The organism is Fervidicola ferrireducens (assembly GCF_001562425.1).
Lineage (GTDB): Bacteria > Bacillota > Thermosediminibacteria > Thermosediminibacterales > Thermosediminibacteraceae > Fervidicola > Fervidicola ferrireducens.
In genome coordinates this window covers 1-532 of the sequence record NZ_LOED01000104.1, presented here as the reverse complement: position 1 = coordinate 532, position 532 = coordinate 1, and the positions used below count along the sequence as shown (strand labels likewise).

Genomic DNA, 532 nt, shown 5'->3' with positions numbered 1-532 from the left:
AGTTGAAGGAAATAGTGGGGAAGACATACGTTAGCCCGAAAGAATGCAGACGTATACTCCACAACGAAGGAATGGTCGTCATATACAACAGCCTATATCATCAGAATTAGAAGTTGCGGACGCATTCATCTCCATCTTATAGAAGATGGAGTCTTCTGCGTATTGAGGTGATAAAGGCCTGTTCGCTATCGCAGTCAAGGAGGTTGCCTGAGATGCTGCCGATACGGTGCTCAAGGTGCGGTAAAGCAGTCAATGAATACGACGTGCAGTACATCTTCGACGAGCCTTATTGCCAACGGTGCTATGATGAGGTTCTGCCGGAAGTCGAGAGATGCTCGACTTGCGGGAAGGAAATTGACAAAAATCCCGCCAGAATGCCCCGATTTTAATCGGGGGATGAATGGCGGCTTGCTATTCTTCTCCGGTTGTGTTATGATTTAAGCGAACCGGAGGAGATACTATATGCAGACAGTAACCCTCAAGGTAAAACTCCTATCCCCAAACAAAGGCAAACTGGAAAAGATGGTTCGAA

Annotated in this window: 1 protein-coding gene; it reads left to right on the top strand. The window is 46.8% G+C overall.

The window, feature by feature from the left end; translation table 11 throughout:
• Positions 1-212: 212 nt before the first annotated feature.
• Positions 213-389 carry a hypothetical protein gene (locus AN618_RS13285; RefSeq protein ID WP_157081772.1) on the top strand — a complete coding sequence of 59 codons (177 nt, stop codon included), beginning with the start codon at positions 213-215 and terminating at the stop codon, positions 387-389.
• Positions 390-532: the final 143 nt, after the last annotated feature.